The following is a 24,136-nucleotide window of genomic DNA, read 5'->3' as shown; positions in this document are numbered from 1 at the left end:
CTGTGTCATGGCTTCCTGTGTCACGGCAGCAGCTTGTCCAGGTCGGGGGCCTTCTCGAACAGGCCGTCCTTCTGGCCGAGTTCGCCCAGCCGCTCGATGGAGGCGCGGTTCGGCTCCTCGGGCCAGCTGGGGAGCGTCATGGCGTCCAGCGTCTTCTGGGGGATCTTGGTGTAGGTGGAGAGGATCTCGCGGACCTCGTCGGGGTGGTTGTTGGCGTAGGCGAGGGATTCGCGGGTGGCGTCGGCGAACTTCTTCACCAGCTCCGGGTCCTGCTGGGCCAGCTTGTCGGAAGTGAAGTAGAGGGCGATGGTGAGGTCGGGCGAGACGTCGACGAAGTTGGAGGCGACGACCCGGCCGCCCTGGCCCTTGACGACGGCGAGGGAGGGCTCGACGACCCAGGCGGCGTCGACCTGTCCGGCCTGCAGCGCGGCGGGCATCTGGTCGAAGGCGAGCTCCACGAACTGGACCTTCTCGGGGTCGCCGCCGTCCTTGCGCACGGATTCCCGTACGGAGGTGTCGCCGATGTTCTTCAGCGTGTTGACCGCGACCTTCTTGCCGGCCAGGTCCTTCGCCGACTTGATCGGGCTGTCGCCCTTGACGACGACGCCGCCGACGTCGGCGTTCTCCTTCCCGGTCGAGGTGACGCCGTTGGCGACCGCCCGCACCGGCACGTTCTGGCTCTGGGCGATCAGGAGCGAGGTGGTGTTGCTGAATCCGAACTGGAACTGGCCGCTGGCCACGCCCGGCACGATCGCGGCACCGCCCTGGCCGGACTCCAGCGTGAGGTCGAGACCGTGCTTCTTGTAGAAGCCCTGCTTCTCACCGAGGTAGATCGGGGCCACGTCGACGATGGGGATCACGCCGACCTTCACGGCGGTGGTGCCGTCGGACGACTTGCCGGAGGACCCGGAATCGGACGACCCACACGCGGTCGCGGTGAGCGTGAGCAGAGCGACGGCAGCGACTCCGGCTGACAGACGACGCACAAGGCCTCCCCAAAAGATGCACTTCTCGATGTGTGCGCAGACAGATGTGCGCGGACCGAACGAAAGTTCTTGCCGGGAACCTATGGTCCGCCCCAGGGCGGGTCAACCCCTTGACAAGGGCAACTTTCAACAACCGTCACCCACCCCTGAAATGGGCGATCATCGCCCGGCACAACCCGCCGGAACCGCCGCCCGCCGTCAGTTGACGGCCGCCGGTCGCGGCCATACCGTTCTGCCACCGCACCGATGTTCGGCATACAAACGGGGAGGCCGCCGATGGGTGATCAGGAACGGGAAGCCCATTTCGTACAGTCCCTGGAGCGCGGACTCACCGTCATCCGCGCCTTCGACGGCGAGCGTCGCGAACTGACCCTCAGCGACGTCGCCCGCATCTGCGACCTGACCCGCGCGGCCGCCCGGCGTTTTCTGCTCACCCTCGCCGACCTCGGCTACGTCACCACCGACGGGAGGCTGTTCCGCCTCACCCCGCGCGTCCTGGAACTCGGCTACGCGTATCTCGCCGGCTCCTCACTGCCCGACATCGCCGAGCCCCACCTCGAGAAACTGGTCGCCGAGGTCCGCGAGTCCTCCTCCCTCTGCGTGCTCGACGGCGACGACATCGTCTACGTCAGCCGCGTGCCCACCACCCGCATCATGACCGCCACCATCACCGTCGGCACCCGGTTCCCCGCCCATGTCACCTCGGTCGGGCGGGTGTTGCTCGCCCACCTCCCGGACGAGCAGCTCGACCGGCACCTCGCCCGGTGCGAGCTGCGCCCGCTGACCCCCCGCACCATCGTCTCCCCGCCGCAGCTGCGCGCCGAGCTCCAGCGGGTCCGCAAGCAGGGGTACGCCATCATGGACCAGGAGCTCGAGGTGGGTCTGCGCACCGTGGCCGCCCCGGTCCGCGACGGGGACGGCACCGTCGTCGCCGCCGTCAACATCCCCGTGCACGCGAGCCGCAACTCCGTCGACTCGGTACGCCGCGACCTGCTGCCCGCCCTCCTGGCGACCGTGGCCCGGATCGAGGCCGACCTGCACGTGGTCCGCCGCTGACGCCCGGTCCACCGCTGACGCCCGGACCGCCGGGCACCCTCGCCGGACGTTCCAGGGGCCCGGGAGCCGGATCCGGCTCCCGGGCCCCTGGAACTCGGCAATGCACAGGGCGGTGGGTACGGTACCCACGCATCGGGGAACGCCTTAACCTGACAGGCCCGGACAGTGCAGCGGCACGACACGCTGTCCGGCGTACGCGTGAGGGGGCACGTGGACATGACTGGTGAAGGATCGGGGCGTCCGGACTCGGATGCCCGTGGGGCGGGCGGAGCGCCATGGCGGATGCGGGTCCTCGCCGCCCCGGACACCCCGGAGGACGGGAAGGCACCGAAGGCGCGGCCGGCCGGCGGCGGCATCTCCGGTCCGCCCGACACCGGGACGGTTCCCCGGCAACTTGCCCGGCCCGCACGGGCCGCCGTCGCCGGTGCCGCTGTGCTCCTGACCGACCGGCTGGCCGTGACCTGTGCCCATGTCGTGGAGGCCGCGCTGAGGTGCCGTCGGCTGGACGAGGCCCCGAAGGGCGCGTTCCCGGTGGACCTCCCGGCATTTCCCAGAAGCCGCCTGACCGCCCGGGTGGCCCCGGGCGGCTGGTTCCGCGACCCGCCCGCCGGGGATCTGGCCGTACTGACGCTGGACGGGGCGCTGCCCGCGGGCGCCGCTCCCGCGCCCGTCGGCGGCGGACCGGTCGGTGACGGCGCGAGTGTCCTCGTGTACGGGCATCCCGCCACCGTGCTCGACGGAGTGTGGGCGCGTGCCAGGACGGTGGCAGCCGGCGGGGCGCACCCGGGCTGGCTGCAGCTCGACGGCGACGGCGGCCGAGGGGCGTGCATCGAGCGGGGGTTCAGCGGTGCGGGAGTGTGGGACGAGGACCAGCGGCAGGTGATCGGTGTGGTGGCCTCCGTACTGGACGGGGGCGGGCCCGTCCCTACGCGCGTCGCGTGGATGATCCCGCTGGGGCTGCTCGCGGGGACCCCGTTCGCACCGCCTCCGGCCGGTGCGGCCGGTCCTGGGTCCGTGGACGCCTGGGACCTCGTCGACGCGCTCATGGCGACGGGAGCGGCCGCCGCCGGCGCCCGTGCCCTGCTGTCCGTACTGCCCGTCGGGATCTCCGGCACGGTGCCGCGTGACGACGTGCCGCGGTTGCAGCTGTTCCATCTCGTGCGCCGCTGTGGCGACTTTCCGGACGGGCCGGGTGAGTTGGCGCGTGCGGTGAGGCAGTTGGAAGGCGACACCGTCCCCGCGCGGGACTTCGCCCGCACGGCACGTGCCCTGTGGCCGGACCGGTTGGACGGTGATGCCTGAGATGTCGGAGCACCCCTTGTGGATCACCTCCCCGGGCCACCAGGTCTCCCGTGGCGAACGGGCCACACAACTCGTCGACGCGCTCATGAAGGTGCCGGTGCTGGACACGGTGCGCTCGCGTCGCCTGTGCATCGAGACCGCCCTGGAACGCCTCGGACAGCGCCTGTCCGTCGCGGAGTTCGACGAGAGGAAGCTCCATCTGGTCGAAATGGTGAAGGTGTTCGGCAGCGTGCCCGAAGGCTGGCGGGAACTCACCGGAGCGGTGCGGTTCCTGGCTCACTACGACCTGCCCTCGGAGCAGGCGGCCGCACTGGCCGGCGGTCCGGCCCCGCACCTGGGCGACTCCAGGCAGCGACGTGAACTCGCTTCCCTTCTGGGCGGATTGGACCGGCAGAGCGTTCCGGAGCTGGAGCGGATCTTCGCGTTCGCCGCCGGTGACGGCTTCGGCCCGCTGCCCTCCGGCGTGCGCACGGCCTGGGAGGCGTACGAGTTGCTGGAGAACTGCAATGTGCCGTCGGACGGCGTCTCCCGGTGCGTGCGCTTCGCGCAGGAGGTGGGGTACGTCGTCGGCCCCGAGCTCGGCGACGCCCTGCGCCAGTGGCTCAGCCGGGAGGTACGGTCCTCGACGGGCGAGGGCGTGGAGGCCATGCGGCTGCTCAGCGACGTACGGCGCGGCACGGGCCGTTGGCGGCAGGCGGCGGACGGCACGGCCTATCTCGTGATCCGGCTGCATCCGTGCGAGGAGTCCTCCGAGCATGTGTGGCTCACCTGCTGGACCAGTACGGGTGACTCCTGGCAGCCGCGTCAGCGCGACGACCGGCGGCTGCCGCTGAGCCAGGTCCCGGCCCGGGTGGCCGCCCTGGTCGACCAGGAGGAGGCACGGCTGCGCCATCACCGGGGAGGTGTCGTCCTGGAGTTCATCCTTCCGGTGGACATGGTGAACACACCCGTCGAGGAATGGCCGCGCGCTGCCCCCTTCGGTGCGACGGGAGGGGATTCGGCCTTCGCGGCGCCCTTCGGGATGGAGTACAAGGTCGTCATAAGAAGTCTGGAGCGGATGGATGCCCTGCATCTCCATCGCGTCTGGAACGAGCGCTGGCAGGTGCTCACCAACGGCGGCGGAGCGAACGTACACCGCTGTGAACAGGGAGATGGCTCCGAACAGCACAGGCTGTACGTGAAGTTGAAGCAGGATTCGTCCATCTCCCTGATGACGCTCGGCTCACCGCCCGACGACGAGGCGGGCCGTCGTGAACTGATGCTGGGGCTGCAAGTGGGTCTGCCGGTACTGCTGTGGGCGCACCAGGGGGCGCTCAGCGACCGGGAGTACGCCGCCGTGCACACTCTCTCCGATGCGGGCGGCTGGGATGCGCTACTCGACCATGTGACGCGCTTGCACTTCTCTCCCGGTACACGGGACGATGGGCACGAGGGCGTCATGCGCTCTCGCATAGCTGTGCTGTGGGACGATCCGAGCCGCCTCCCCGAGGTTCCGGAATCGGCGGGCTGAACCCCCCGCGCTTCCGGGCGCACGCGAACTCACCGGTGAGCGTGAGGCGTTGGGTGAGAGTAGCTCGGTTGTACAGACGTGCACCGCTCCGCGCACGACTCAGGTTTGGGGGGACGGTCGATGGCCGACAGGGGTCTGCACGATCCGGCAGCGGCCGACGACGCCGTCGTCGATCCCGATGCCTGGCACCTCTACCGGGGTACGGGCCGGCCGCGCGAGGACACACCGGGCATCGGTCTCCTGCCGTCTCCCCCGCCGTGGCGGCGCTTCACCGGTGGGCCACTGATCGAGGAGCCGCCACCGCAGGACGAGGCGGAGTTCACCCGTCGGCTGGGACCGGTCGACGGCACCGTGCCGCGGGCCGCCTCGGCACGGGAGAGGGACCTGGTCAACGCGGCCCTGTTACTGCGCCGCCCGTTGATCGTCACGGGCCCGCCCGGCATCGGCAAGTCCAGCCTCGCCCATTGCATCAGCCGTGAGCTGGGGCTCTCCCGGGTCCTGCGGTGGAACATCACCAGCCGGAGCACCCTCAAAGAGGGTCTGTACGCCTACGACGCCATCGGCCGGGTGCAGGAGGCCGCCGCCCGCGGAGCCCTGCGCGGCCCCGCCGTGCAGGCGGTGTCCGAGCCGGCCGGGGAGCCGGAGGCGATGGGGCAACCGCCCGCCGAACCCGACTCCGACGCACTGCGCAATGTGGGTGACTACATCCAACTCGGGCCGCTGGGAACCGCGTTACTCCCCCGTTCCGCCCCCCGGGTGCTGCTGATCGACGAGATCGACAAGGCCGACGTGGATCTCGTCGGCGACCTCCTGAGCGTGTTCGAGGAGGGTGAGTACCGGGTCCCCGAGCTGGCCCGGATGCGCTCCCGGACGCCGGACGTCGAGGTGCACACCGACGACCCGGACGGTACGGCGGTCGTCCACCACGGGCTGGTGCGCTGTGCGGCCTTCCCCGTCGTCGTGATCACCAGCAACGGCGAGCGTGTCCTGCCGCCGGCCTTCCTACGGCGCTGTCTGTATCTCGAACTGCCCCCACCGGACGCCGGTCAGCTCGCGGCAGTGCTGTCGGCCCATCTGTCCGACGGCGACGAGACCCGGAGCATCATGATCCGGGACTTCCTGGCCCGGTCCCGCACCGGCGGCACACTCGCCGCGGACCAGTTGCTGAGTTCGGAGTTCCTCCGCACCACTCCGGCCGGCCCCGACCAGAACTCCTGGAACGAGCTGCTGCACGCGCTGTGGCGCCGCCTCGACGGAGCAGGGACTGGAGGATGATCCATTCGCCCTTCCGAGGCGGCGGGGCGCATGACGGTGTCAGGCCGGGTGCCGCTTCGCGTTCCGGGCTGCGCTCCGGTCCGGACGGTACGACACCTCTCTGGGACGAAGCCGGGGACGCCGTCTGGCTGGCGATGCACCGGGAGCGACTGATCCTCCAGGCCGCCGGGGCACCCCCGCCCGGCTCACCGACGGTGGCCGCCGGCGCCTTCGACCGCGCGCCGGCGGGCGAGGTCCGCCCGCCGGAGGCGACCCGTGCACCGGACTCCGACCCCCGGGACACCCTCCGTCCCGACGACCACGGCCCGTCGCCGACACCCGCGCCCGCACCTGCTTCCGCACCCGTCGCCGGGACCGCGGAGCCGTACGGCACCTCCCGCCGGTCCGGGCCCGGACCGGCCGGACAGCCGGCGCAACGGCTGGAGGGTCTGCTGGTGGAGCTGGGCAGGAAGCTGGCCCTGGACGACTCCCGGTCCATCGAGAAGTCGGTGCTGCCCCTCAAACGGCGGGTCGCCTCACTCCACCGGCAGGTGCTGGACGAGGAGCGCACCGCCGAGACCGCGGCCGAGCAGGGGGTCTGGCTGCCGTTGCAGCGCCCCGCCGAGGAACGCTGGCTGACCTTGACGCTGCTGGTCGACTCCGGGGAGTCGATGCGGTTGTGGGCACCGACCGCCGAGCGTCTGCAGGAGACGCTGCACGGTTCCGGCGCGTTCCGCGACGTACGCCTGCTCCACTGGCCCGCCGGCCCGCATTCCGCCGATCCGGCGCCTCCGGGCGACGGACGCCAGGTGCTGCTGGTGCTCACCGATCTGCAGGCCGCTCGTTGGGCCGACGGCAGCGCGAACCGCGCACTCGTCCGCTGGGCCCGCGCCGTACCCACCGCGGTCGTGCACGTCCTGCCCGACCATGTGTGGGCCCGCACCGGCACCCAGGCCCACCGGGTCCGGCTCACCGCGCCGGGTCCGGCAGCTCCCAACGCCACCTGGTCGATCAGGCACGACGACATCTCTCTGGGCCCCGACGACTTCCTGGACGACTTCGCGGACGGTTTCACTCCGGAGCCCGGCACGGCCGGCCGGGGCATCGCCGTACCGGTGGTGACGCTGACGCCCGAAGGGCTGGGCCGGTGGGCGCGGTTCACCGCGGGCGAGGTGACCGGCGCATGGGCCACCCGGGCGCTGTGGGTGTCGCCGACGGCCGCCGTCCCGCGGCCGGCCGCACGCCCGGACCGGCCCCGGAGCCTGGCGCCGCCCGCCGTCCAGGCCCGCGCGCTGCGGGCTCAGCTCTCCCCCACCGCCTACCGCCTCGCCCGGCTGTGCGCGGCGCTGCCGCTGCTGAACCTCGCCGTCCTGCGGATGGTGCAGGCCCGGCTGCTGCCCGAGGCCCGCACCTGGCATGTCGCCGAGCTGCTCCTCTCCGGCACCCTGCGGCGGGTCCCCGGCGACACCGAGGCGCCCGCCCTGGTGCGGTCCGAGCTGGAGCTCGGCACCGAACTGCGCCGGGAACTGCTGTCCGAGGGGACCAAGGGGGAAACGGCGTGGGCGATGACCCTCATGTTCGATTCCCTCGCCTCCGCGGTTCAGGGCCCCTTGGGCCAAACCTTCGGTCAACTCGGGGGAATCGTCCGCGATCCGAGTCGCGCTTCCCGTTTCCCCGTGGAAGCTTTACCACCATGGATTTCCTCTGTATTTCCTGCATTCGCGGCCATGGCCGGCCCCTATGCGACGGCCTTGAACGAGCTCAGCAACCGCCTCGCCGTGGCCGCTGAGCCCTCCTCGCCATCACTCGCCGAGGTGTCGGAGGAAGCGACCTCCGACGGCAACACCCCGTTGGTCATGGCGGCCGATGTACCGGATTCCGAAGAAGAAAGGAACGCTGAAGTGACCGGCTTGCAGTCCGCCGAAGTCGGGCGAAGGAGTGACGGGCTGCAGAAGCCGCCACCCGTCTGGGGGAACGTCCCTCCCCGAAACCGGGCCTTCACCGGCCGTGTCCAGCTTCTCGAGGATCTCCACCGCAGGTTGCAGGAGGGCACCACGGCAGTGCTGCCCGAGGCGCTCCAGGGAATGGGCGGCGTCGGCAAATCCCAACTGGCGGTCGAATACGTTTACCGCCACCTCCACGAGTATCAGGTCGTCTGGTGGATTCCCTCCGAGCAGCCACAGCAGATCCGCCAGTTCCTGGTGATGCTCGCGGGCCGGCTCGGTGTGAGCGTCGGCAGCGGGGAGGCCAACAGCGCCGTTCCCGCGGTGATAGAGGCACTGCGTATCGGCGAGCCCTACAAGAACTGGCTTCTCGTCTTCGACAACGCAGAAAATCCCGAGGCCGTGCGCGAATTCTTTCCGACAAACGGGCCGGGCCGTATTCTTGTCACCTCCCGCAACGCCCAGTGGGCCGCCTCCGCACGTCCGCTGGAGGTCGATGTCTTCACCCGCGAGGAGAGCAGGGCACTGCTGCAGCTGCGTGCCCCCACACTGGACGACGAGACGGCGGACCGGCTCGCCGAAACTCTGGGCGACCTGCCCCTGGGCATCGAACAGGCGGCCGTATGGCTGTCCGAGACCGGTATGCCCGCCGACGAGTACCTCCGTCTGTTCGAGCAACAGGCCAACGAGCTGATGAACAGCGACCCGCCGGCCGACTACCCGCTGACCGTGGCGGCCGCCTGGAACGTGTCGCTGGAGCGGCTGCGGCGCAATCACCCGGCCGCCCTCCAACTCCTCCAGGTGTGCGCGTTCTTCGCTCCGGAGCCGATCTCCCGGCGGCTGCTGACCGGTGTGCGTGACGCCCCCGTGCCGGCGGAGCTGAGTGCGGCGCTCAGCGACCCGATCAAACTGGGCCGGGCCATCCGCGAGATCAACCGCTACGCGCTGGCCCGCATCAACCACAACACCAACACGGTCCAACTGCACCGCCTGGTGCAGCGCGTGCTCATCAACCAGATGTCGGAGCAGCTGAAGCGGCAGATGCGCGAGGGTGCGCACCGGCTGCTCGCCAAGGGCGACCCCGACGAGCCCGAGGCCCCGCACCAGTGGCAGCAGTACGGCGACCTGCTGCCGCACGTACTGCACAGCAGAGCCGTCGAGTCGACCGACCCGTGGGTGCGTCAACTCGTCGTCAACGAAGTGCAGTACATGTTCTCGTGGGGTGACCACCAGGGCTGCGCCGATCTGGCCAAGCTGGCCTACGACACCTGGCGGGCCCAGGACGGTGAGAACGCCGAGCACGTGTTCGCCGCCGCCAAGCCGTACGCCGACGCGCTGCGCATCCTGGGCCGCTACTCGGAGGCGTACGAACTGGACCAGCGGACCCTGGCCGGCATGACCGAGGTACTCGGTCCCGAGCACGAGTCCACCCTCGAGGTCACCAGCATGCTCGCCTGGGATCTGCGCCTGCGCGGCAACTTCTCCCGGGCCCTGGAGCTCGACAAGCACGTCTTCGACACCTGCACCCGGCTGTTCGGCCCGAACGACGTGACCACACTCGTGGCCGCGCACCGGCACGCGCTCAACCTGCGTTTCATCGGCGAGTTGCAGGAGGCCCTCACGCTGGACCGGGACACCTACCGCCGCAGGGTGGAGGAGTTCGGCGAGAACTCCCTGAACACCCTGTCCACCATGGCCGCCGTCGCCCTCGACCTGCAGGAGGGCGGGCACTACCTGGCCGCCCGCGACCAGGCCCACGACGTGGCGGACCGGTACCGGTACAACTACGGCGAGGCCCACCCGCACACCATGGCCGCGCTGCGACTGCTGTCGGTGACCGAGCGGCGGGCCGGCCACCATCCTCGGGCACTGGAGCTGTCCGGCCGTGCCCTCCATCTGTTCCAGACCCGGTACGGCGACAAGTACCCGCTGACCGTCTCCACCCTGGTGGCGCACGCCATCGACGTACGCCAGAGTGGCGATCTCGACCGGGCGCTGCTGCTCGGACAGCAGGGGTACGAGGGTTTCGAGGCGCTGTTCGGCCACGACCATCCGCACACCGTCGCCGGGCGCGTCAACCAGGCGATCTGTCTGCGGCTGTCCGGCCAGGTCGAGGCGGCGCGCGCGATCAACACGCAGGCCCGGGACCGTCTGGTGGAGACGCTCGGCGAGGATCACCCCAACGCGCTCGCCTGCTCCTCGAACCTCGCCGTCGACCTGTACGAACTGGGCGAGGTCCAGGCGTCGGTCGACCTCGCGCGGCGCAGCATGGAGCTGGGGCGGGCCCGCTTCGGCACCGAGCACGACCACCCGGTCGTGCTGGCCGCCTCCCTCAACCTCGCACTGGGCCTGCGCCAACTGGGGCGGCGCGAGGAGGCGGAGGAGCTCTACGCCGACACCCTCGCCCGCTACCGGACGTCCCTCGGCGAGGACCACCCGGCGTGCCGGGCGGCGGAGGAGAGCCGCACCGCCAACTGCGACATCGACCCGTTGCAGATCTGACACCGGATCCGGTGCCGGGGCCGCGCACGGAGGGACGGCCCCGGTACCGGGCCCCCAGGGCCTGTCCGGAGTTGCCCGCCTGCCCCGCGCCGCCCGGCACGCTCCCCCAAGCTCTTCGAGCAGGGGGACCCCCACTCGCCGCACGGCCGCATCATCCGAGTACGTCCAGTACGAGGACGATCCGGCCGCACGCCGAGGCACCGCACCGGACGACGCGGGGCCGCCCTTCGGGCGACGACGGGCAACTCCGGACAGGCCCTGGCGGTGTCACTCACTCAGCCAGGTGCACAGCTTCACCGGATCCACGGAGCAAGCGCCGTCCCCGTGGAGTTCCAGCGCGAGCGCGCGGACCAGTTCCGGCCGGCCGAGCAGACAGGGCGTCGCGGCGGTGGCGTCCGCCGCCGCCAGGGCCAGCGTGAGCCCGGCCCAGGCGGCGTGCGCGCCGGGATCGTCGGCGAGGACGGTTCGATAGCCGCGCAGTGCGTCCGCCGTGTCTCCGGCGACCAGGCTCAGGTCGGCGGCGAGCAGGTCCGCCGGGCGGTCCGCACCGTCGATCCCGCCCGCCGGTTCGCCGTCGGCGAGGAGCACGCGGCGCAGCTCACTGCGCGGCTCGCGCCCACCGGCCGCTCCCGGCCGCCCCAGCTCCACGGGAACGTCGATGCCGCGCGGTGACTGTCCCGCCCGCCATCGTTCCGCCAGCTCGCGCACCGCGCCCGGGTCGGCGCGCAGATGGTGCAGCCGCCAGGTGACCCGCAGGTCGACGCCCTCCGCCCGGGCCGTCGCGAGCGGCCGGGGCGGCACCTGCTCCCGCGCCCACGGGGCGGTCCAGGAGGCGAGCCGGGCCACGAACCGGCGACCCCAGTCGGTCAGGCACGCCTGGGGTTCCGGAGCGCTCAGGGAGCGCAGTGCCTGCGTCACGGCGTCCCGCCAGACCGCGAACTCGAAATGTGCGAGGTCGGCCCGGTGCCCGTGCAGTGCGTGCCGCTCGACTCGCCAGAAGTCGGCGACTCCGGCGAACGCGAACGCACCGTGCACCAGTCCGGAGGTGGGCCGGGGGTCACTGCGCCAGGGGGCGTACAGCAGTGGTTCGTCGGGGTCCTTCGGGTCCGGCCGTCGGAAGAGTCCGACCTGGTGGGCGAGGCTGTTGAGGACGGAGTGCCGGGCCTCGTGCACCAGGGTGGCCGCGAGTTCGGTCGCGTCGTACGGCTCGGAGGCGAGGACACCGCCGACGGCCTCCGAGTACGAGGCACTCGCGGTGCGGAAGCGGGGCATCCGCGGGAGGGGCGTCAGGGTGCGCAGGAAGGAGGACAGCAGTTCGCCGGCGTCCGGATGGCGTGCGGCCAGCACCCGGCCGGCCTCGGCGAGAAGCCGACGCCACCGGTCCTCCTCGGCGGCGGTCAGGGGTTCCCGCGCGGGGTGGGGATCCCGGAAGTCCCGGTAGGGGTCGGAGTCGTCGAGGACGGGGGAGTGCGCCCTGCCTCCCGGACTCCAGACCAGGGGGCGCACGGGATGCCAGCGTTCACCCGGCCGCCCGGGCTCCTCGGACAGCCGCAGTACGCGCGTACCGAGCGTCAGTGTGGCCGTCTCTCCCCCGCCCGGGGTGCTCGTGTCCAGTACGGCGGTGGCGTACTCGACGTGCGGACCGGGGAACTCGGCCCGCCCCAGGGTGGGCAGACACACCGTGCCGTTGCGGGCCGGGACCCGGACGACCGCGCTCACCCCGGCCCGGACGGCCGCGGCGCCCGCCAGCGCGTGCAGATACCCCGCGTCCTGCCACAGTGGCCGCCCCGGCGCGTCGGCCGCTTCCTTCGACCGGAGCCGGTTCAGCAGGCCGACCGCCCACACACCGACCGCGGGATGGGCGAGGAGCTCCGAGACGACCCGGCCATCGGCGGCTTCGGCGCGCAGCAGTAGTCCGACCGCCTCCGTGGCGGGCGGGAGCGGCCCGGGATCACCGGCGGCAACCAGTGCCGCGGTCACCCCGCGCAGCATCAGCATGCGCCGGCTGCGCTCGATCCGGAAGAGACGGGCGGCCGTCTTCCCCGTCACGCGTCCGGCCGCCACGGCGTCGAGGTCGGCCACCGGAATGCGGTGCCGTGGCGTGCCCTTGGCCGGTCTTGATGTCGTCCCGGACATCGAGCGCTCAGTCCTCGGGGCCGTCGCACCGCGCAGTGGAGAACGGGCTGGGATACGGGCCGCCGGCATTCTGTCCTGCCGCTTCCCGGGTGAGCTCCGCGAGCAGTGTCTCCTGTGCCTGGGCTATCGGTTCGCCGGACAGGGCCATTGCTTCCCGAAGACCACAACCGCTGAGATCGACAAGCCCGCTATCGATGTCGGTCGTAGAAGTCCTCACGTCAGGCTTCCCCCTGTCGGCTCCTGCTGGTGATCCGGCGCGCGCGGACGCACCTCTTCCCATAGTGGCGGGCCCGCAGCCGTGCCGAAAGAGCTTGTGGCGGCCACTGCGGCTGGAATCTTTCGATCAGCCCGGCGGTGTGGCGTCCGCGTTCCCGTTGCGTCACCCTGATCGCTACGGTGGTCGGACGGCCGAGGGGGAGGCGAACGGAATGCTGGTGCAATTCGACTTGGGTGACGGGGACTTCGTCGTCGCGGACATCGAACGGGTCGGCGGCGGAGTCGTGGACGCCGCCACCCCCTCCGATCTGGTCGCCCGCGCCACCGGCTCCTTCACCACGGCACTGGAGCAGGTCCGCAGTGCCGCCGCCCTCACCGTCCGCCGCATGCGCGACCTGCCCCAGCGCCCCGACGAGGTCACCGTGGAGTTCGGCATCCGACTGGAGGCGGAGGTCGGCGCGGTACTGGCCCGCACCGGTGCGCAGGGTCATCTCCAGGTGCAGCTGACGTGGCGCAACGAGAACCGGGCCGACGCGGAGCAGGCCGGCGGGGAGGGGGGAGAGGAGACGAGCCGGGCAGGACGCGCCCCTGCTTCCCCTGAGCCGCTCCTGCCGTAGCCGCATGCCGCTCCGCCCGCCTCCCGGTGGACGCGATCGGGCGTCTCGTCCTGGACGCCTCGCGCGGCGGCGGTCAGGCGGGGAAGAGCATGCAGCTGCTGGTGGCGTGGGCGAGCAACCGGTCGGCCGAGTCGACGAGTTCGACCTGGGCGAACGCCGTGCGGCGACCGCTCTTGAGGACCGTGCCGACGGCCCGGACCTTGCCCGTGTCGACGGTGACCGGGCGCAGGAACTTCACGTTCAGGTCGAGCGAGGTGTACCGCGTGCCCTTCGGCAGGATCGACAGCACCGCGCAGCCCGCCGCCGAGTCGAGCAGGGTGGCGTAGATGCCGCCGTGCACGCTGCCGATCGGGTTGTAGTGCTCCTCGCCCGGGACGAGGGCGAACACCACGCGACCCTGTTCGACCTCCTCGAGGGTCATCCCGAGTGCCGCGGCGACCGGCGGGTCGGGAAGGCGGCCGGCCAGCCAGTCGCGCATCACGGCGAGACCGCTGTCCTGCCCCATGGCCGCGTTCAGGATGCCCGGGTCCTCCCAGCCGAACGTGCGTGATCTTTCCACGGAAACACCCTTCCCCGCCTGACTGCTTTTTTCGAAGTTAGATGGCGCGACATCTGGGTGTCAATACCGAAGCCTGCATATCATTCCTGCATGACGTGGCTTGAGACGAGCACCGAGAACTGCACGGTCCAGCGGACTCTCGACCTGGTCGGGGAGAAGTGGTCGCTGCTGCTTGTCAGGGACGCCATGAACGGCGTACGGCGCTTCGACGACTTCCGCCGGCACGTCGGGCTGTCCGAGAGCGTGCTGACCGACCGGCTGCGGAAGCTGGTCGCGGCCGGGATCATGCGCACCGTCCCCTACAGCGAGCCCGGCAGCCGCACCCGCCACGAGTACCGGCTCACCCGTAAGGGCTGGGACCTGTGGCCCGCGATGATGGCCCTCAAGCAGTGGGGCGACCGTTATACGGCGGACCCCGAGGGGCCTCCGCTGGAAGTCGCTCACCGCGAGTGCGGCCGGCCGGTGGAGGCCGTGGTCGTCTGCCCGGCGGGACACGGCGCGCTCACTCCCCCGGAGGCACTCACCCGCCCCGGACCGTCCGCCCACCCCGCGACCGCACCTGCCCGCTGAGGCCTGTCCGGCGGGTCCTGCCGCAGCCCGCTCCCCGCCGAAGTCCTCGCCGCCCACCGGGAACGCGCTGCCTACCGCACCGCCATCGCGTACTCCGCCCACACCGTCTTGCCCGGGGCGCCGGGTCGTGGGCACCAGTCCCAGCGGGCCGCCAGACGGGAGACGAGCAGCAACCCCCGGCCGCCCGACGCCTCTTCGGTCCCCGTCCCGGTGGTCTCCGGGTCGCCGGCGGGGCTTCGGGGAGCCCGTTCGGCGCGGGCGTCGGAGACCTCGACGCGAATGGTGCGGCCGTCGGCCGGGGCGTGCACCCGCAGGTGGAAGTCCCGGCCGGGGACATGCCCGTGCACCACCGCGTTGGCGGTCAACTCCGCGACGATCAGCACGATCTCGTCGTGGGCGCCGGTGCCGTACGGGATGCCCCAGGTGTCCAGCCGGACCGCCGTCAGGCGGCGGGCGAGGCGGGCTCCGCGCGGCGTGGAGGTGAAGCGCATCGCGAAGGTGCGGTCCACGAGCGGGGCCGGGTCCTGCTCCGGTTCCTGGTCCTGATCCTGGTCCTGGTGCGTACCTGCGTCCTGAGCGGTGGTCACCCCGGTCGTGGGGGTGGGGATGAGGGGTGTGGGGGGAGTCGGGCGGACCGTGTCGGTGGGGTCGACGGGTTTTCCAGTCATACCGATCACGGTGCCTTCGGTGGCGTAGCGTGACCAGTGGTGACGCACCGACGTGAACCGTCTGTACGCGCGGTGCCTCCACCGGTACGGGGTGTGCGGCGTGACGGTGCCCCGGGCGGGGCGTGCTCGCAGAGGAGGCGGTGGGCCATGACGGAACGCACGGGCGTGGACGGCACGACGGGGACGAGGGCGGCCCCCGGTGACGGCGCCGGGCCCGCGGCCACGACAGCGGTCGTGAGTCTCGGAGATGAGTGGGAGAACGGCGACGGCAACGGCGGGAGCCCGCGGCGTCCGGAGGACGGAGCGGCGAAGGGCGTGGTCACCGCCTTCGGGCAGACCCTGAAGACGCTCCGGCTGCGGGAGGGCCTGGACCGCCAGGAGTTCGGCAACCGCCTCGGCTACTCGGCCTCCACGGTCGCCTCCTTCGAGCAGGGCCGCAGGATCCCGTCCCCGTCGACCATCGACCGCGCGGACGAGATCCTGAACGCGGACGGGCTGCTGCGCCTGTGGAAGGAGGAGGTGGAGCGGGCCCAGTATCCGGTGTTCTTCCAGGGGATGGCGGTGCTGGAGAAGGAGGCCGTCGAGCTGGTCGCCTACGACACGATGGTGGTCAAGGGCCTGCTCCAGACCGAGGACTACACGCGGGCAGTGCTCAACGTGAGGTGTCCTCCCCTGGACGAGGAGACCATCGAGCAGCGGGTGGTGGCACGGCTGGCCCGCCAGGACATCTTCGACCGCCGTCCCACCCCCTTATTGAGCTTCGTGCTGGACGAGTCGATCCTGCGGCGTCCGTACGGCGGCAGATCCGTGCTGCGCGGACAGCTGGAACACCTGCTGCTGATCGGCCGGAAGCGCAACGTCGAGATCCAGATCATGCCGATCGACCGCGGGGACAACCCGGGGGTCAACGGGCCCTTCACCGTCGTCACGCGCAGGGACGGCAAGAAGTTCGTGTACGCCGAGGCGGAGGGGATCGGTTCGCTGCAGACCGACCCGGAACGAGGGGTTATGGCCGCCGCACGTTATGGGATTATCCGATCCCAGGCTCTCAGTCCGCGAGAGTCAATGGAGTTCATCGAAGGGGTGCTGAGATCGCTATGAACAACGCTGAGTCCTCGACCGTCGCCTCCGGCCTCGCCTGGTTCAAGAGCAGCTACAGCGGAACCGAGGGCGGCGATTGCGTAGAGGTCGCGGCTGCTGCGGCAGTGGTGCACGTCCGGGACTCCAAGACCACCGCCGGGCCCGTCCTCACGGTGACGGGTGACGTGTGGACGGGGTTCGTCGGGTCGGTCCTGTCGGAGCGGAGCGTCTGAAGCACGTACGGCCGTGAGAGCCCTGCCGGCCCCTCCGGGGCGGCAGGGCTCTCCTGTGCGCGGGGTGCCCGGTCGGCTTCCGGCCCCGGCCCGGTCTCACCGCGGGTGGATCGCGGTCTCCGGTACGGCGCCCGCGGGCCCTGCCGGGTCCGCCGGAACCGCCGGAACCGTCGGGGCCTCCCCGGGCCGCGGAAGCGGAAGGGTGGGACCGGCGGCAGCGGGCCCGGCGCCCGGCCGGTGCTCGGACGCGGGCAGCGGGACCGTGGGCACGGTGGGCGCCGTGGGTGTCCGCCCCCGGCCGTCGTCCAGGAGCGTGGGCGTGTGGTCGCCGGGGTCGTCCGTCCCCTCGACCACCCACGCGATGTCCTCCGTGTTCACCAGACCGTAGAAGCCCGGGTCCTCCTCCGCCCAGGGAGCGTCCGGCGCCTCGCCCTCGTCGACCGCCTTCTGCGCCAGCTCCCGTACGACGGGGTCGGCACGCCCCTTGAGCGCCTCGGGGGGCAGCTTCGGCGTCAGGTCGGCGACGACGACCCGTTCCCGGAGCTGCTCCGCCGCCTGTCCGAGGGTCAGGCCGGCGTCGGTGAGCAGGGTGGACAGGTCCTCCCGCACACCGTCGAGATCCGGACGCCGGAGCGGTTCGGCGTCGATCACCCGGCCCAGCAGCGGCAGAAAGGCCGGATCGACGCCTTCCCACGTCGGGGGCACCATCAACGGCATGTAGGGGTACGGTGCCCGCCCCGTCAGCGCGAAGAAGAGGGTGGCGCCGAGGGCGTACACATCGGCGGCTGCCTCGACGTGCTTGCTGTCGCGCAGTTGCTCGACGGGCATGTAGGGGCGCGTGCCCAGGCGGTCGCCGGTCCGGGTGAGCGCCTGGCTGGACTGGCGCTCGGACAGCACCGCCAGGCCGAAGTCCAGCACCACCGGCCCGTCCGGGCCGAGCACCACGTTGCTCGGCTTGAGGTCGCGGTGCAGCAGCTTCGTCCCGTGGATGACGGCCAACGCGTCCACCAGGGCCAGACCGAGCGCCGCGCACGGCCCGACGGGGAGGGGGCCGGACTCCCGCACCAGGGTGTGCAGCGACGGCCCGGCGACGTAGTCCATGGCGAACCACGGCTCACCGGCCTCCGGGTCCGCCGCGCGCAGCGCCGGAACCCGGTCGCCGGCCACCGCGCGGATGGCGTCGATCTCCCGCGCGAACCGCTCGCGGGCGTGCGGCTGGTCCAGCAGGTGCGGCTGGATCGTCTTGACCACGACGAGCCGCGACGGGTCGGCCGCCTCGTCACGGCCGCGATCGTGATCGGGCTCGACCAGCCGGTAGGCCGCGACCATCTCGTCGGAGAGTCCCTCCAGCGGGATCTCGCGCGCCAGATAGGCGACGCCCATGCCACCCGCGCCGAGCCGGGCGAGCAGTTCGAACGGTCCCACCACACGCGGGTCCGTATTGGTGTCCAGCGGCTTCATCGGCGCTCTCGTATCCCCACACTCTCGTCACGGTCCTCCCCGGCCACACCGGCGCACCCAGTCTACGGACTGTGACCGGATGAACGCGGACGGCTCGACCGGGCGGCCGTAAGCTCGAAGCCGCCGTATTCCAGAAGCCGTTGAGAGGCGCTCCGCACCACGGACCGAGCCGGTGACAGAGACCGGCGGATGCTCGGCACGTCTGCGCGCGTCCGCCGCGCGGGTGCCGTCGCGCCTCGCCACCGTCCCGGCATGCGGCATCAGCCGGAAGGAGCCCGATCGGTGGCAGGGGCTGTCCGGGGGTGCGAGGGTGGAAGGCACGTGACGTCCGTCGAGGAGCAGCGCATGATCGTCACCATCGTCGGCGCCGGGAACATGGCCCGCGGCATCGGTACCCGGGCATTGGCGGGCGGGCACTCCGTCCGGCTGCACGACCGCGGGAAAGCCAAGGCGGAGGAGCTGGCCACGGCCCTGAGCCAGGCCACTCCGGGAGCGGACGCCACGGCGGTCGACGCCGAGGCCGCGGCCGATGCCGACATCGTGGTGCTCGCCCTGCCCTATCCGGCCGGACGCGACGTCGCCGTCGCGTGGGCCGGCACCCTGGCGGGGAAGGTCGTCGTGGACATCTCCAACCCGGTGGATTTCAGCACCTTCGACTCACTCGTCGTACCCCCCGGCACCTCCGCCGCCGAACAGATCGCCGCCGCCGTGCCGGAAAGCCGGGTCGTCAAGGCCTTCAACACCACCTTCGCCGGGACGCTCACCGCGGGGGAGGTGGCCGGCCGGCCGCTGGACGTCTTCATCGCCGGAGACGACGAGGCGGCGAAACAGACCGTCGCGGACCTGGTCTCCTCCGCGGGGCTGCGCCCCCTGGACGTGGGACCGCTGCGCCGGGCCCGCGAGTTGGAAGCCTTCCAGTTCCTGCACATGGCGTCCCAGGAACGGCTCGGCCTGAACTGGTCCAGCGCCATCGCGATCCTTCCGTGACAGCCGGCGCACCGGTTTCGTCTCCGCCCGATGCAACGCGTGGTGGCTGTTCTCAGCGGCTCCAGGGCAGAACGCCGTTCGCGCGTCGGCCAGGACAGCGAGGTCGTGATCGCGGAGCGGCCCGCCGGGTCCTTCAGCCGCCGGCTCTTCCTCGGCGAGACCCTGGACACCGAACGCGTCGACGCCTCCTACGAGGCCGGTGTGCCGCGGCTGCGCATCCCGGTCGCCGAGCAGGCCGAGCCCCGCAGGATCGCCATCAGCGGCGGCGATGCGCGCAAACAGACCAGCGGCTGGACCCGCGGTACGAGGCGGGCGGGAACCCGGGCCGGGGACTCCCGCCCGCATCCCCCGCCTGCCGTCGGTCGGCACCCCTCGGAGGACGTCATGCACATGCACTGGGACGCGTTCGTCTCTGCGGTCCAAGAACGCGGCGAATACCCTGCCCAGGAAGAGGCGGAACGATCCTCCCGCGTCGTTCTCGGCCTGCTGGGCGCTCATCTGGTGGGCGAAGTGCGCGCCGAGCTGGCTGCCCGGCTGCCGGAAACGCTGGCGCTGGTTCTGCTCAATCCCCTCCAGGCGCACGAACCGCTTTCGCCGGAGCGATTCGTCCGGGCGACCGCGGCCTGGATCGAGGGCGCCACCGAAAAAACCGCGACGTGGGACGTCAGTGCCGTCCTCAGCGTGGTGGCCGACGTCGCGGGCGAGGAGCTGGTCCGCCGCCTCCTGCTCCAGCTGCCGCCGGGCTACGACCTGCTCTTCGGCCGCCCCCAGCCGACCTGACCACCGCACCACCCACGCGTGGACGTGACCGTGCACGGCTCAGCGACAGGGAGCGATCTCAGGACGCGCAGCTCAACGTGGCTCCGGGCTCGGCTCTCGGTCCGGCCTGGCACCTCACGTGGCTCACCGGAAGCCGGTACCGGCGGCGACCTCGCGCGTCCGGCTGGGCACAGGCGCTGCTCCGAGTACCGGTCCACCGGGTGGACCGACTGCTGCGAGCCTCGCACCTTGCCCGCGGGTGCGCTGTCCGGGGCCGGCCAGGAAGCGGCATTTCACACATGCGGCCAGGAGCGGTACGTGCGCAGCCCGACGACGGTATCTAGGGTGGGGGGTGCGGGAGTGCAGGTCTGTGACACCACCTGGAACGAGTGACGAAGCAGGAAGACGCGCGACGCAGTGCCCGGCCCGCTGCAGGCCGGCCGCGACGAACGGCGACCGGCGCGGACCGCGCGCACGCCGTCGGGCGTCGGGGACGGACCAAGGGCGGTTCTGAACCATGAGGGATGTACATCGACTCGAGCCCATCCCGGCGAACCTGGGCAGCGGCACCGTGCTCGCGGCGTGGGAACGGTTCGTGCGGGGCGAGGATCAGGTCCCGGGCGTCCGGCCCCTGGTGGCGATCTCCTGGCATCGCTGCCGAGAGCGATACCGTGTCGATCCTCACCTCACAGAGGCTCCGGTGGCCGTCGCGGCGCTCGACCGTACGCCCGAGCACGATGTCGTCCTCGCCGAGCTGGGCTTTCGTGCCGCCTCCGTGGCACATGAAGTGGGCAACCTCGGTGGCGTGGTCACCGTCGCCGATGCCACTGGCCGGATCCTGGCCGAGTGGGGTGACCAGGCCACGCTCGCCAGAGCCGGCGAGTCCCATCTCGCGCCCTGGTTCTGCTGGTCCGAGTGTGCGGTCGGCACGAACGGCATGGGCACGGCGCTCGAGGCGCACGGCCCGGTACCGATCAGGGGCGCGGAGCACTGGTGCCAGGCGTTCCACGACTGGGTCTGCGCGGGCATCGCGGTGCGTGACGTGGTGACCAGGGAACCGATCGCGGTCCTGAGCATCTGCTGCTGGCGCAGCCGGCTTCCCGCGTCCGCGGAAAGCTGGCTGGCGAACGCGGTCACCATGACCCGGTACCCGTTGAAGAGGCGCGCCCGGGACAACGGCGCCGAGTTGGTCGCGGCCTACACCCGGGCCAGGGCACGCTCCGGTGCGGCGCTCGCCGCAGTGGACACCGCGGGCCAGGTGGTGATAGCCGACGACATGGCGAGCATGCTCCTGGGCGTCCCGGCATCGACCCCGGCGGTCGATCCCACGCTGAGATGGAACGCCGGTCTGCCGGAATTGATCGCAGCCGCCCGGTATGCCACCAGGCAGGCAGCCCACGATCCTGACTGGGTCGGCTCGACGCAGATTCTCGCCCACCCCGCCGACGAGCCGACACCGATCAGCATCCGACCCGTCTTCTCGTCCGGACACCTGATCGGGAACCTGGTCTCGTTCGGTGCCTCCGACGGGGCACAGTTCCCCCAAACGGAGGGGTCCGCGCACCCTCGGATGCAGCCGCGCCGACTGGTCGCGACGCGCGACAACCGGATGGTGCTGCTGCGGCTGCCGGAAGTCTCCTTCGCCCAATCGCAGGGAAACGACGTGTGGCTCTCCACCGATCAGGGGCGGTTGCGAGCCGCTTCTCCGAGCCTGGACAAGCTCGACGGTGAGCTGGCGGATGTGGGCTTCCTGCGGGTGCACCGCCGGTACGTGGTCAACCTCAGCCGCATCCGGGAGATCGAGCGCGGACCCAAGGGAGAGCTGTCTCTGGTCATGGACGGCCGGACGAACGAGATGGTGCCGGTCTCCCGGCGAAACGCGCCGTCCGTGCGGCGCGCGCTGGACCTCTGAGTTTCCCGGCACACCCTCTGTCCCGGAAGGAGAATCCCGTGTCTGACAGCCCGGACGCCGTCGGCGGCGAGAGGAACGTGGGGAGCGCGGGCGGCCTCGGTCTCCCTGCCCCGGCCGGGCACCCCGGTCGCCCGATCGGGGGCGCGAGCAACCGCGACTGGTGGCCGAACCAGCTCGACCTGAGGATCCTCCGGAAACACCCCGCCGTGGCCGACCCCATGGGCGAGGACTTCGACTACGCCGCGGAGTTCCGGACGCTCGACCTCGACGCCCTGGCGCGGGACGTCGACGAGGTGCTGACGACCTCGCAGGAGTGGTGGCCGGCCGACTTCGGCCACTACGGGCCGCTCGTGATCCGGATGGTGTGGCATTCCGCCGGGACGTACCGCATCGACGACGGCCGCGGTGGCGCGGGCGCCGGCATGCAGCGTTTCGCGCCGCTGAACAGCTGGCCGGACAATCGCAACCTCGAGAAGGCACGCCGGCTGCTCTGGCCGGTGAAGAAGAAGTACGGCCGCAAGGTTTCCTGGGCCGACCTGATGATCTTCGCGGGCAACCGCGCCCTGGAGACGATGGGCTTCACGACCTTCGGCTTCGCCGGCGGCCGGGCGGACGTCTGGGAACCCGACGAGGACGTCTACTGGGGTCCCGAGCACGCCTGGCTCGGCGACGAACGCCACGGCGGCGTCCGGAAGCTGGAGAACCCTCTGGCCGCCGCCCAGATGGGCCTCATCTACGTCAACCCGGAGGGACCGAAAACCGTTCCGGACCCGCTCACCGCGGCCCGGGACATCCGCGAGACGTTCCGGCGCATGGGGATGAACGACGAGGAGACCGTCGCGCTGATCGCGGGCGGCCACACGTTCGGCAAGACCCACGGCGCGGCCGACCCGGACACCCACCTCGGCCCCGAACCCGAGGGCGCCCCCCTCGAGGAGCAGGGCCTGGGCTGGAAGAGCGACTACGGCACCGGGAAGGGCGCGGACACCATCTCCAGCGGGCTCGAGGGTACGTGGACACCCACCCCGACGACATGGGACAACAGCTTCTTCGAGACCCTGTTCGGCTACGAGTGGGACCTGGAACTGAGCCCCGCCGGTCTGTGGCAGTGGATCCCGAGGGACGGCGGCGGGGCCGGCACCGTGCCGGACGCCCACGACCCGTCGACGACACACGTCCCGACGATTCTGACGACGGACCTCGCGCTGCGGTCGGACCCGGTCTACGAACCGATCGCGCGGCGCTTCCTGGAGAACCCGGACCAGCTCGCGGAGGCGTTCGCCCGGGTCTGGTTCAAGCTGACGCACCTCGACATGGGCCCGATCCAGCGCTACCTCGGACCGCTGGTCCCCCGGGAGGCGCTGCGCTGGCAGGACCCGGTCCCCGCCGTGGACCACGAGCTCGTCGGGGCGGCGGACATCGCCGCGCTCAAGAGCCGGATCCTCGCCTCCGGACTGTCGGTCTCCCAGCTCGTCTCGACCGCGTGGGCGTCGGCCTCGACGTTCCGCGTCAGCGACAAGCGGGGCGGGGCGAACGGCGCGCGCATCCGCCTCGAGCCGCAGCGGGGCTGGGAGGTCAACGCCCCCGACACGCTGGCACAGGTGCTGCGCACCCTGGAGGGGGTCCAGGAGTCCTTCAACGACTCCCAGGCCTCCCGGGCCGGGGACAAGAAGATCTCGCTGGCCGACCTCATCGTGCTCGGCGGAGCCGCCGCCGTCGAGCAGGCCGCCAGGACCGCCGGCCACGACGTCCGGGTCCCCTTCACCCCGGGACGCACGGACGCCACGCAGGAGTGGACCGATGCGGAGTCCTTCGCCCCGCTCGAGCCGACCGCGGACGGGTTCCGCAACTACCGCGGCAAGGGCGGCCGGCTGCCGTCGGAGCACCTGCTGGTCGACCGCGCGAACCTGCTGAACCTGAGCGCGCCCGAGATGACCGTCCTCGTGGGTGGCCTGCGAGTACTGGGCGCCAACCACCGGCAGTCGCCGCTGGGCGTCTTCACCTCGGCGCCCGGGTCGCTCACCAACGACTTCTTCGTGAATCTGCTCGACACGGGCACGGAATGGAAGCCGACCTCCGCGGCCGCGGAGACCTTCGAGGGGCGCGACCGCGCCACCGGCGAGGCCAGGTGGACCGGCAGCCGCGTCGACCTCGTCTTCGGCTCGAACTCCGAACTGCGTGCCGTCGCGGAGGTCTACGCGAGCGACGACGCACGGGAGAAGTTCGTGCGGGACTTCGTCGCCGCGTGGAACAAGGTCATGAACCTCGACCGGTACGACCTCGCCTGACCCTCCCTCGGGGCCCGGACACCGGGAGAGGCGTCGTGACCGGTCAGCCGGTGGTGATCGGCGACGATCGACCGGAGCTGCCACCGGCCCCGACGCG

At 71.6% G+C, this 24,136-nt stretch carries 18 protein-coding genes and 1 pseudogene; 14 read left to right on the top strand and 5 right to left on the bottom strand.

Features of this window, described 5'->3' with window-relative positions; translation table 11 throughout:
• Nucleotides 1-20: 20 nt before the first annotated feature.
• Nucleotides 21-986, bottom strand: a complete 966-nt coding sequence (locus tag ACTWJ9_RS24020) for an ABC transporter substrate-binding protein (RefSeq protein ID WP_279336329.1) — start codon at nt 984-986, stop codon at nt 21-23.
• A gap of 276 nt (nt 987-1,262) precedes the next feature.
• On the opposite strand from ACTWJ9_RS24020, the gene ACTWJ9_RS24015 reads away from it, so the two are divergent.
• From ACTWJ9_RS24015 to fxsT, 5 genes are all read left to right on the top strand, one after another.
• Nucleotides 1,263-2,042 (top strand): IclR family transcriptional regulator domain-containing protein, encoded by a 780-nt coding sequence (locus ACTWJ9_RS24015; RefSeq protein WP_279336328.1) that lies wholly within the window; start codon nt 1,263-1,265, stop codon nt 2,040-2,042.
• 282 nt (nt 2,043-2,324) lie between these two features.
• Nucleotides 2,325-3,344, top strand: coding sequence for an effector-associated domain 2-containing protein (locus ACTWJ9_RS24010; protein ID WP_387036697.1), 1,020 nt, complete (start codon nt 2,325-2,327; stop codon nt 3,342-3,344).
• A gap of 1 nt (nt 3,345) precedes the next feature.
• On the top strand, nt 3,346-4,854 hold the full coding sequence (locus ACTWJ9_RS24005) for a VMAP-C domain-containing protein (protein WP_279336326.1): 1,509 nt from the start codon (nt 3,346-3,348) through the stop codon (nt 4,852-4,854).
• Nucleotides 4,855-4,974: 120 nt separating this feature from the next.
• Nucleotides 4,975-6,129 (top strand): AAA family ATPase, encoded by a 1,155-nt coding sequence (locus ACTWJ9_RS24000; RefSeq protein WP_279336325.1) that lies wholly within the window; start codon nt 4,975-4,977, stop codon nt 6,127-6,129.
• Nucleotides 6,126-10,553 (top strand): FxSxx-COOH system tetratricopeptide repeat protein, encoded by a 4,428-nt coding sequence (fxsT, locus tag ACTWJ9_RS23995; RefSeq protein ID WP_279336324.1) that lies wholly within the window; start codon nt 6,126-6,128, stop codon nt 10,551-10,553. The genes ACTWJ9_RS24000 and fxsT overlap by 4 nt, the downstream gene beginning before the upstream one ends.
• 267 nt (nt 10,554-10,820) lie before the next feature.
• On the opposite strand, the gene ACTWJ9_RS23990 is transcribed toward fxsT, so the two are convergent.
• Nucleotides 10,821-12,689: an HEXXH motif domain-containing protein gene (locus ACTWJ9_RS23990; protein WP_279336323.1), complete on the bottom strand. Its 1,869-nt coding sequence runs from the start codon at nt 12,687-12,689 to the stop codon at nt 10,821-10,823.
• A gap of 428 nt (nt 12,690-13,117) precedes the next feature.
• Between ACTWJ9_RS23990 and ACTWJ9_RS23985 the strand changes: the two genes are divergently transcribed.
• Nucleotides 13,118-13,522: a CU044_2847 family protein gene (locus ACTWJ9_RS23985; protein ID WP_387036705.1), complete on the top strand. Its 405-nt coding sequence runs from the start codon at nt 13,118-13,120 to the stop codon at nt 13,520-13,522.
• A gap of 73 nt (nt 13,523-13,595) precedes the next feature.
• Here ACTWJ9_RS23985 and ACTWJ9_RS23980 read toward each other — a convergent pair whose 3' ends face one another.
• A complete protein-coding gene (locus tag ACTWJ9_RS23980) occupies nt 13,596-14,081 on the bottom strand; it encodes a PaaI family thioesterase (protein WP_279336321.1) in 486 nt (161 codons plus the stop codon).
• Nucleotides 14,082-14,171: 90 nt separating this feature from the next.
• Here ACTWJ9_RS23980 and ACTWJ9_RS23975 point away from each other — a divergent pair, with 90 nt between their 5' ends.
• On the top strand, nt 14,172-14,651 hold the full coding sequence (locus ACTWJ9_RS23975; RefSeq protein ID WP_388701946.1) for a winged helix-turn-helix transcriptional regulator: 480 nt from the start codon (nt 14,172-14,174) through the stop codon (nt 14,649-14,651).
• 71 nt (nt 14,652-14,722) lie between these two features.
• Here the strand turns inward: ACTWJ9_RS23975 and ACTWJ9_RS23970 are convergent, their stop codons facing one another.
• Nucleotides 14,723-15,319, bottom strand: a complete 597-nt coding sequence (locus ACTWJ9_RS23970; RefSeq protein WP_388701947.1) for an ATP-binding protein — start codon at nt 15,317-15,319, stop codon at nt 14,723-14,725.
• Nucleotides 15,320-15,466: 147 nt separating this feature from the next.
• On the opposite strand from ACTWJ9_RS23970, the gene ACTWJ9_RS23965 reads away from it, so the two are divergent.
• Together ACTWJ9_RS23965 and ACTWJ9_RS23960 are read left to right on the top strand one after the other, a co-directional pair.
• Complete coding sequence (locus tag ACTWJ9_RS23965) at nt 15,467-16,420, top strand: helix-turn-helix domain-containing protein (RefSeq protein WP_388701949.1); 954 nt, start codon at nt 15,467-15,469, stop codon at nt 16,418-16,420.
• Nucleotides 16,417-16,632 carry a DUF397 domain-containing protein gene (locus ACTWJ9_RS23960; RefSeq protein ID WP_279336317.1) on the top strand — a complete coding sequence of 72 codons (216 nt, stop codon included), beginning with the start codon at nt 16,417-16,419 and terminating at the stop codon, nt 16,630-16,632. Before ACTWJ9_RS23965 ends, ACTWJ9_RS23960 begins: the two co-directional genes overlap by 4 nt.
• Nucleotides 16,633-16,728: 96 nt before the next feature.
• Here the strand turns inward: ACTWJ9_RS23960 and ACTWJ9_RS23955 are convergent, their stop codons facing one another.
• Entirely contained in the window at nt 16,729-18,093 is a 1,365-nt protein-coding gene (locus tag ACTWJ9_RS23955; RefSeq protein WP_443294761.1) for a serine/threonine protein kinase, read from the bottom strand.
• Nucleotides 18,094-18,414: 321 nt separating this feature from the next.
• On the opposite strand from ACTWJ9_RS23955, the gene ACTWJ9_RS23950 reads away from it, so the two are divergent.
• The 5 genes and pseudogenes from ACTWJ9_RS23950 to katG all read left to right on the top strand — a co-directional run bounded on the left by ACTWJ9_RS23950 (nt 18,415) and on the right by katG (nt 24,039).
• Nucleotides 18,415-19,080: an NADPH-dependent F420 reductase gene (locus tag ACTWJ9_RS23950; protein WP_388701951.1), complete on the top strand. Its 666-nt coding sequence runs from the start codon at nt 18,415-18,417 to the stop codon at nt 19,078-19,080.
• 30 nt (nt 19,081-19,110) lie between these two features.
• Nucleotides 19,111-19,329: pseudogene (locus ACTWJ9_RS23945) on the top strand (Hsp20/alpha crystallin family protein); the annotation flags it as partial.
• 135 nt (nt 19,330-19,464) lie between these two features.
• Nucleotides 19,465-19,860 (top strand): DUF2267 domain-containing protein, encoded by a 396-nt coding sequence (locus tag ACTWJ9_RS23940; RefSeq protein WP_279338080.1) that lies wholly within the window; start codon nt 19,465-19,467, stop codon nt 19,858-19,860.
• 679 nt (nt 19,861-20,539) lie between these two features.
• On the top strand, nt 20,540-21,751 hold the full coding sequence (locus ACTWJ9_RS23935) for a DNA-binding protein (RefSeq protein ID WP_388701952.1): 1,212 nt from the start codon (nt 20,540-20,542) through the stop codon (nt 21,749-21,751).
• Nucleotides 21,752-21,885: 134 nt separating this feature from the next.
• Nucleotides 21,886-24,039, top strand: a complete 2,154-nt coding sequence (gene katG / locus ACTWJ9_RS23930) for a catalase/peroxidase HPI (RefSeq protein WP_443295921.1) — start codon at nt 21,886-21,888, stop codon at nt 24,037-24,039.
• Nucleotides 24,040-24,136: the final 97 nt, after the last annotated feature.

The organism is Streptomyces sp. GDS52 (assembly GCF_052246875.1).
GTDB lineage: Bacteria > Actinomycetota > Actinomycetes > Streptomycetales > Streptomycetaceae > Streptomyces > Streptomyces cathayae.
Note: the sequence above shows the minus strand (reverse complement) of the source record. Positions and strands in the feature narration are given on the sequence as shown.

What these genes read in the sequence shown, in the direction of transcription:
- ACTWJ9_RS24015 (WP_279336328.1), top strand. Translation starts at nt 1,263, where the DNA reads ATGGGTGATCAGGAACGGGAAGCCCATTTCGTACAGTCCCTGGAGCGC.
- ACTWJ9_RS24010 (WP_387036697.1), top strand. Translation starts at nt 2,325, where the DNA reads ATGCGGGTCCTCGCCGCCCCGGACACCCCGGAGGACGGGAAGGCACCG.
- ACTWJ9_RS24005 (WP_279336326.1), top strand. Translation starts at nt 3,346, where the DNA reads ATGTCGGAGCACCCCTTGTGGATCACCTCCCCGGGCCACCAGGTCTCC.
- ACTWJ9_RS24000 (WP_279336325.1), top strand. Translation starts at nt 4,975, where the DNA reads ATGGCCGACAGGGGTCTGCACGATCCGGCAGCGGCCGACGACGCCGTC.
- fxsT (WP_279336324.1), top strand. Translation starts at nt 6,126, where the DNA reads ATGATCCATTCGCCCTTCCGAGGCGGCGGGGCGCATGACGGTGTCAGG.
- ACTWJ9_RS23990 (WP_279336323.1), bottom strand. Translation starts at nt 12,689, where the DNA reads ATGTCCGGGACGACATCAAGACCGGCCAAGGGCACGCCACGGCACCGC.
- ACTWJ9_RS23985 (WP_387036705.1), top strand. Translation starts at nt 13,118, where the DNA reads ATGCTGGTGCAATTCGACTTGGGTGACGGGGACTTCGTCGTCGCGGAC.
- ACTWJ9_RS23975 (WP_388701946.1), top strand. Translation starts at nt 14,172, where the DNA reads ATGACGTGGCTTGAGACGAGCACCGAGAACTGCACGGTCCAGCGGACT.
- ACTWJ9_RS23970 (WP_388701947.1), bottom strand. Translation starts at nt 15,319, where the DNA reads ATGACTGGAAAACCCGTCGACCCCACCGACACGGTCCGCCCGACTCCC.
- ACTWJ9_RS23965 (WP_388701949.1), top strand. Translation starts at nt 15,467, where the DNA reads ATGACGGAACGCACGGGCGTGGACGGCACGACGGGGACGAGGGCGGCC.
- ACTWJ9_RS23960 (WP_279336317.1), top strand. Translation starts at nt 16,417, where the DNA reads ATGAACAACGCTGAGTCCTCGACCGTCGCCTCCGGCCTCGCCTGGTTC.
- ACTWJ9_RS23955 (WP_443294761.1), bottom strand. Translation starts at nt 18,093, where the DNA reads ATGAAGCCGCTGGACACCAATACGGACCCGCGTGTGGTGGGACCGTTC.
- ACTWJ9_RS23940 (WP_279338080.1), top strand. Translation starts at nt 19,465, where the DNA reads ATGCACATGCACTGGGACGCGTTCGTCTCTGCGGTCCAAGAACGCGGC.